General features: G+C 65.3%; 7 protein-coding genes. 4 read left to right on the forward strand and 3 right to left on the reverse strand.

The annotated features are described in order from the left end of the window. Together hisE and JOY90_RS01725 are read right to left on the reverse strand one after the other, a co-directional pair. Positions 1–183 (reverse strand): phosphoribosyl-ATP diphosphatase (gene hisE / locus JOY90_RS01720; RefSeq protein ID WP_291689448.1); only part of this gene is annotated, 183 nt, incomplete at its 3' end. A 134-nt stretch (positions 184–317) separates the two neighbouring features. Next, a complete protein-coding gene (locus JOY90_RS01725) occupies positions 318–704 on the reverse strand; it encodes a hypothetical protein (protein WP_291689449.1) in 387 nt (128 codons plus the stop codon). 239 nt (positions 705–943) lie between these two features. On the opposite strand from JOY90_RS01725, the gene JOY90_RS01730 reads away from it, so the two are divergent. From JOY90_RS01730 to JOY90_RS01740, 3 genes are all read left to right on the forward strand, one after another. Beyond that, a complete protein-coding gene (locus tag JOY90_RS01730) occupies positions 944–2,728 on the forward strand; it encodes a glucan ABC transporter ATP-binding protein/ permease (protein ID WP_291689450.1) in 1,785 nt (594 codons plus the stop codon). Between the two features lie 189 nt (positions 2,729–2,917). Next, positions 2,918–4,330 (forward strand): D-alanyl-D-alanine carboxypeptidase family protein, encoded by a 1,413-nt coding sequence (locus JOY90_RS01735; RefSeq protein WP_291689451.1) that lies wholly within the window; start codon positions 2,918–2,920, stop codon positions 4,328–4,330. 134 nt (positions 4,331–4,464) lie between these two features. Then, on the forward strand, positions 4,465–6,147 hold the full coding sequence (locus tag JOY90_RS01740) for a long-chain fatty acid--CoA ligase (RefSeq protein WP_291689452.1): 1,683 nt from the start codon (positions 4,465–4,467) through the stop codon (positions 6,145–6,147). Between the two features lie 71 nt (positions 6,148–6,218). On the opposite strand, the gene JOY90_RS01745 is transcribed toward JOY90_RS01740, so the two are convergent. Further along, positions 6,219–6,362, reverse strand: coding sequence for a hypothetical protein (locus tag JOY90_RS01745; RefSeq protein ID WP_291689453.1), 144 nt, complete (start codon positions 6,360–6,362; stop codon positions 6,219–6,221). Between the two features lie 115 nt (positions 6,363–6,477). On the opposite strand from JOY90_RS01745, the gene JOY90_RS01750 reads away from it, so the two are divergent. Next, the gene (locus tag JOY90_RS01750) at positions 6,478–6,963 is read left to right on the forward strand and encodes a peroxiredoxin (RefSeq protein WP_291689454.1); all 486 of its coding nucleotides are present in this window, start codon (positions 6,478–6,480) and stop codon (positions 6,961–6,963) included.

The raw sequence follows: 6,963 nt of genomic DNA on the forward strand, positions 1-6,963 counted from the left end.
GCGAACCACGCCCGGCGTGTCGCCGTTGACCGCGTCGATCACCACCTCGATGGCTTCCTCGGCGAGCTTCTTGGCCATCTTGGATGGGCCATGCTGGAACAGTCGCGCGGTACGCGACGTCGCCGCATCGAGATCCTTGGCCGCCAGAATTGCCAGATAGAGCCGCTCGATCGAATCACTCATGAGACGGCAAGATAGTCCAAACACGTGGCCGACGTATTAACACCCGCACACAGGAGGTCGCCGGCGTCCACGCCACAGATCGAGCTCACGCAACGTGGGAGGCTGCGAACGCCGGCATGACGAACAGATGACGCTTACCAGCCCGGATAGGGCTGATAGCCGCGCACGTAGGCATCATTGGGATAATACGAATGGCGGCCGTAATAATACGAGGGCCCCGGGGCGTAGTAGCGGGGAGAGTCGTAATACTCGTCATAATAGGCTCGGCGGTTTTGCTCCGCAGCAATCGCAAGGCCGGTGCCGACGATGCCGGCAAAGGCAGCGGCTGCGGCCGCGCCGCCACGGTGCACCCTGCGCCGGGCGCTGATATCGGTGGCCCCCGATGACGCCAACGCAACCTCCTTGCCGCGCGGCGCTGCCAGCGCCGCCGATGGGATCGCCGCCGGTAGGGCAATGGCCGCGACCATGGTGAGCACGGCCGCACGGCCAAGGACTGAATGCAGTCGTTTTCGGTCAGACATCGTTAATTCCTCCGTCACGCTCGGGGGGCCGCCATGACCCCATTCCCGCGTTAATGCCACCGTTCCAGGCCAGTTCCCGCGGCGGAATGTCCCGGTCCGACAAATCGAGCCATCGTTTCCAGCCGATCCGCCATTGTGGCGGGCTCCGGGCGGCAGCCGCCGGACCCAATTGGGCTGTATCTTTGACAGGATTCCCTCTTAAGATAGCGCGAGACCATCGACCCCATTCCCTCGAGAGAATGTCCCTGCTCCGACTCTACACCCGCGCCCTCGAGCTGCTCGGCAAGGAGGCGCGGCTCGGCGCGATCCTGGCCGGCGCCAACGTGCTGCTGGCCGGCGCCCAGTTCGCCGAGCCCGTGCTGTTCGGGCGTATCGTCGACGTCCTCTCCGGCAAGGACACGTCGTCCGCATGGCTCCTGCTCGCAGCCTGGGCCGCGTTCGGCCTGTTCACCATCACTGCGAGCACGGCCGTAGCGCTGCATGCCGACCGGCTCGCGCATCGCCAGCGCCAGGCGGTGCTGACCGACTATTTCGAGCACGTGCTGCAATTGCCGCTGACCTTCCACTCCGGCTCGCATTCCGGCAAGCTGATGAAGGTGATGCTGGCGGGCACGGACGGGCTGTGGCGGCTCTGGCTCGGCTTCTTCCGCGAGCATTTCGCCGCCATCATGTCGGTGGTGGTGCTGCTTCCCCTGTCGCTCATCATCAACTGGCGGCTCGCGATCCTCCTGTTCCTGCTGTGCGTGGTGTTCACCGTGCTGACGACGCTCGTGGTGCGCAAGACCTACGGCATGCAGAGCGAGGTCGAGCAACATTACAGCGACCTCTCCGCGCGCGCCTCCGACGCGCTCGGCAACGTCGCGCTGGTGCAGAGCTTCGTGCGGATCGACGCCGAGGTGCAGGGGCTGCGCCTCGTCTCCAGCCAGCTGCTCGCCGTGCAGATGCCGGTGCTGTCGTGGTGGGCGGTGGTCACCGTCATCACCCGCGCCTCCACCACGATCACGGTGCTCGCGATCTTCACCACCGGCATCGCGCTGAACCAGGCCGGCCTCACCACCGTCGGCGAGATCGTGATGTTCGTCTCGTTCGCGACCATCCTGATCCAGAAGCTCGAGCAGGTCGTCTCCTTCATCAACAACCTGTTCATGGAGGCGCCGCGGCTGCAGGAGTTTTTCAACGTGCTCGACGCGGTGCCGGCGGTGCACGACCGTCCCGACGCGATCGAGGTCGGGCGGCTGCAGGGCCTGGTCGAGTTCCACGACGTCACCTTCTCCTATGATGGCAAGCGGCCGGCGGTCGAGGATCTGTCCTTCACCGCGCTGCCGGGCCAGACCATTGCGCTGGTCGGCCCGACCGGTGCCGGCAAGTCGACCGCGATCGCGCTTCTGCACCGCGCCTTCGATCCGCAATCCGGCTTCATCAGGATCGACGGCATGGACGTGCGCGGGCTGACGCTGACCTCGCTGCGGCGGAACATCGGCGTGGTGTTCCAGGAGGCGCTGCTGTTCGACCGCTCGATCGCCGACAACATGCATGTCGGCAAGCCCGACGCGACGGACGAGGAGATGAAGGAAGCCGCCGCGCGGGCGCAGGCGCTCGAATTCATCGAGCGCAGCGGGCGCGGCTTCGACACCAATGTCGGCGAGCGCGGGCGGATGCTGTCCGGCGGCGAGCGGCAGCGGCTGTCGATCGCCCGCGCGCTGCTGAAGAACCCGCCGATCCTGATCCTCGACGAGGCGACCAGCGCGCTCGATGCGGTGACCGAGGCGAAGGTCAACGCCGCGCTCGACGAGGTGATGCGCGGGCGAACCACCTTCGTGATCGCGCATCGCCTCTCGACGATTCGCAACGCCACGCGAATTCTCCTTTTCGATAACGGCAGGGTGATCGAGAGCGGAACTTTCGACGAGCTCGTGGCCAAGAGCGGCCGCTTCGCGGAACTCGCGCGTGCGCAGTTCATGGTGCAGAACGAGCGTGGAAGCGCGATGCAGCCCGACGGCAGTACCGCCGTCCTCAAGGTTTAGTGTTCAACCCGAAGCCGGGCGGTTCGCTTGTCAAATAATCGGGCCAGGCCCTGTTCTGGCGTGCCGAGCCGGTATAGGTTCGCCCAGCTGCGCAACCCCCGCGGCGCCGGACACGCTTGAAACCCGAAACCTCTACGCCACGACCTCCTTGAATCTTCAAGGCGGGTCTCAAAGGACCGGAACCAGATCGTGCATCTTCACCGCCTGCAGCTTCGCAAATCGCCGCTGAGCCCGCTTCTCGTCCTCGCCGCGCTGGCGTTCCTCGCTCCCCGTACCGCGCATGCCGAAGCCCGCCTGCTGGTCGAAGCCGACAGCGGCAAGGTGCTCGAGGCCGAGAACGCGACGATCCCCTGGTACCCGGCGTCCGTGACCAAGATGATGACGGCCTATGTCACGCTGAAGGCGGTCAAGGACGGCAAGATCACGCTGGACACGCTGTTCACGGTGTCGCCGGTCGCGGCCTCGCAATCGCCCTCGAAGATGGGATTCAAGCCGGGCACCCAGGTTACCGTCGACAACGCGCTGAAGATGATGCTGGTGAAGTCGGCCAACGACATGGCCGTCGTGCTCGCCGAAGGCGTCGGCGGTTCGATCGACGGCTTCTCGGCGATGATGAATCAGACCGCGCAGAAGCTCGGCATGACGCAGACGAGCTACGTCAATCCGAACGGCCTGCCCGCCGACGGCCAGATCACCTCGGCGCGCGACCTCGCGATCCTGGCGCGCGCGATCATCCACGATCTGCCGGAATACGAATATTTCGTGCACATCCCCTCGATCCGCTACGGTCGTCGGGTGACCCAGAACTTCAACAAGCTGATCGGCCGCTATCCCGGCGCCGACGGCTTCAAGACCGGCTTCATCTGCGCGTCCGGCTACAATCTGGTGGCCTCGGCGACGCGGGACGGCAAGCGGCTGATCGCGGTGGTGCTGGGCGCCTCCTCCGGCACCATGCGCGCGGTGCGCGCCGCGCAATTGCTCGACCGCGGTTTCTCCGGCAATGGCCTCGCCTGGATCAAGCCGTCGCTCGGCACCGTCGACCAGCTCGTGCCGGTCGATGCCTCGCCGCCCAATCTGCGTGACGACATGTGCAGCGGCAAGCGCCACAGGCCGGCCAGCGACGAGGACGAGGACAGCGTGGCGAGCAACGCGAGCAGCCCGAGCTCGAACGGTGGCGAATCCAGTACGCCGTTCTCCGTTGCAGGCCTGCAGGCACCGCTGCAAAAACCCTCGGAGCTGCTGGCCGGGTCGCCGGCGCCGTCGGAGCCGATCCCGGTCTATACCGGCCCGACGCGGACCGGCGCGGCGCTGATCGCGGCGGTCGCCGCCGACGCCGACGAGCAGGCCAGGCAGGCGCATCACGGCAAGCACGCGCACGGCAGGAAACTCGCCGCCAGGGACACCGCAAAGGATGGCGCTGCCGCCGCCAAGCCGGCCGGCAACCATGCGAGCGCCAAGGGCGATGCGTCGCCGAAGTCCGCCGCGGTGGGCGACACGCCGGCCGGCAGACCCGCCAAGCCCAAGGCTGCTGCGAAGACGGCGGACAAGCCGGCGTCCAAGCCGCCGAAGAGCTCTTCCGGCGAAGGCAAGCCGGCCGGGTAGACCAGTCTGGCGCCCCGACCTGCCGCACCGCACCCGTTCTCGCTCTCATCCTATTCGGCCGCTTGCCACGTTGAGCGGCATGGCCCAATACTGCGCCAAAAGGCCCGGAACGGGCCGAGCGAGAGGAAATTTTCATGGAGCGGATCTGGCTCAAGCAATATCCCCCGGGCGTGCCGGCCGATATCGACGCGGCCCAGTATGGCTCGCTGGTCGAGCTTCTCGACGAGAGCTTTGTCAAGTACCGGGAGCGCAAGGCCTTCATCTGCATGGACAAGTCGATCAGCTACGGCGATCTCGACGAGATGTCGCGGGCGCTCGCGGCCTATCTGCAAGGCCTCGGCCTGGCGAAGGGCGCGCGGGTCGCGGTGATGATGCCGAACGTGCTGCAGCATCCGGTCTCGACCGCGGCGATCCTGCGGGCGGGCTGCGCGGTGGTCAACGTCAACCCGCTCTACACGCCGCGCGAGCTCGAGCACCAGCTGAAGGATTCGGGCGCGGAAGCGATCATCGTGCTGGAGAATTTCGCGACCACGGTCGAGAAGGTGATCGCCCACACCGCGGTCAAGCATGTGATTGTCGCCAGCATGGGCGACCTGCTCGGGCTCAAGGGCGTCATCGTCAACCTGGTGGTGCGGCGGGTGAAGAAGATGGTGCCGGCCTATTCGCTGCCGCGCTCCGTCGCCTTCAACGATGCGCTCGCCAGCGGCCGCGGCAAGCCGTTCGACAAGCCGAAGATCGGCCCCGACGATACGGCCTTCCTGCAATATACCGGCGGCACCACTGGCATCTCCAAGGGCGCCACGCTGCTTCATCGCAACATCGTCGCCAACGTGCTGCAGAACGACGCCTGGCTGCAGCCGGCGCTGGCGAAGCCGCCGCAGGTCGAGCAGATCTTCATCGTCTGCGCGCTGCCGCTCTATCACATCTTCGCGCTGACCGCCTGCTTCCTGCTCGCGATGCGCGCCGGCGGAGTCAACCTGCTGATCCCGAACCCGCGCGACATCCCGGGCTTCATCAAGGAGCTGACGAAATACCAGATCAACAGCATCCCCGGCGTGAACACGCTCTACAACGCGCTGTTGCACCATCCCGATTTCAAGAAGGTGGATTTTTCCAAGCTGAAGATGTCGAACGGCGGCGGCATGGCCGTGCAGCGGCCGGTGGCCGAGCAGTGGATGCAGGCGACGGGCTGCCCGATCGTGGAAGGCTACGGCCTGTCGGAGACCTCGCCGACCCTGACCTGCAACCCGGCGACCGCGACGGACTACAGCGGCTCGATCGGGGTTCCCGTGCCATCGACCTATTTGTCGATCCGCGACGATGCCGGCAACGAGGTGCCGCCGGGCGAGGCCGGCGAGATCTGCGCCAAGGGGCCGCAGGTGATGGCCGGCTACTGGAACCGGCCTGACGAGACCGCCAAGGTGATGACCGCGGACGGCTATTTCCGCACCGGCGACATCGGCATCATGACGCCCGACGGCTTCACCAGGATCGTCGACCGCAAGAAGGACATGATCCTGGTCTCGGGCTTCAACGTCTATCCCAACGAGGTCGAAGAGGTGATCGCAAGTCATCCCGGCGTGCTGGAAGCGGCCGTAATCGGCATCCCCGACGAGAAATCGGGCGAGACGGTCAAGGCCTTCGTCGTCAGGAAGGACCCGAAGCTCACCGCGGACGATATCGTCAGGTTCTGTCACACCCAACTGACGAGCTACAAGGTGCCGCGCCACATCGAGTTCAGGACGGAATTGCCGAAGACCAATGTCGGCAAGATCCTGCGGCGGCAACTGCGCGACGAGAAGCAGGCCGCGGCGTGAGGTGGTTGCCATCACGCGGGAAGCGTAGGGTGGGCCAGAGCTTTCGGTTCCGATGGAATCGGACGGAAGCTCTAGCTTCTTTGTTTTGACGCGTTTTTTTCACGCGAACCGGTATCCACTTCGCGAAAACGCTCGAAGCTTTCCGCCTTCGCTCGAAGAGCGAAGTCGGAAGTGTGCCCACCATGCAGCAGGATCGTCGAGACGATGATGGGCACGGCGCTTTCAGCGCCTTAGCCCACCCTGCAATTCACGCCGAGGGCCCGGTCAAGGCGTTTCCCCTGGTGCCAAAAATGCTCTAAGAAAAACCGGCCCCTTCAAGGAGAAATGACGATGACCATCCAAGTTGGCGACAAGCTGCCCGAAACCAAGTTTCGCGTCATGACCGCGGAAGGTCCGCAGGTCAACACCACCGACGACATCTTCAAAGGCAAGAAGGTCGCGCTGTTCGCGGTCCCGGGCGCCTACACCGGCACCTGCCACAAGATGCACCTGCCGAGCATCTTCCTCAACGCCTATGCCATCAAGGACAAGGGCGTCGATACCATCGCGATCGTCTCCGTCAATGACGCCTTCGTCATGAATGCCTGGAAGCGCGACACCGACGAGCGCGACGAGGCGGTATTCCTCGCCGACGGCAATGCCGATTTCACCAAGGCGATCGGCATGGAGCTCGACGCCTCCGGCAACGGGCTCGGCATCCGCTCCAAGCGCTATTCGATGCTGGTGGACGACGGCGTGGTGAAGAAGTTCAACCTCGAACCCGCGCCCGGCAAGGTCGAGGTATCCGGCGGCGACACGCTGCTCGGCCAGCTCTGA

This window comes from Bradyrhizobium sp. (genome assembly GCF_019242285.1).
Lineage (GTDB): Bacteria > Pseudomonadota > Alphaproteobacteria > Rhizobiales > Xanthobacteraceae > Bradyrhizobium.

Bases quoted from the DNA above. Each gene is read 5' to 3' on its own strand.
- JOY90_RS01750 (WP_291689454.1), top strand. From the start codon at position 6,478: ATGACCATCCAAGTTGGCGACAAGCTGCCCGAAACCAAGTTTCGCGTC.
- JOY90_RS01730 (WP_291689450.1), top strand. From the start codon at position 944: ATGTCCCTGCTCCGACTCTACACCCGCGCCCTCGAGCTGCTCGGCAAG.
- JOY90_RS01725 (WP_291689449.1), bottom strand. From the start codon at position 704: ATGTCTGACCGAAAACGACTGCATTCAGTCCTTGGCCGTGCGGCCGTG.
- JOY90_RS01740 (WP_291689452.1), top strand. From the start codon at position 4,465: ATGGAGCGGATCTGGCTCAAGCAATATCCCCCGGGCGTGCCGGCCGAT.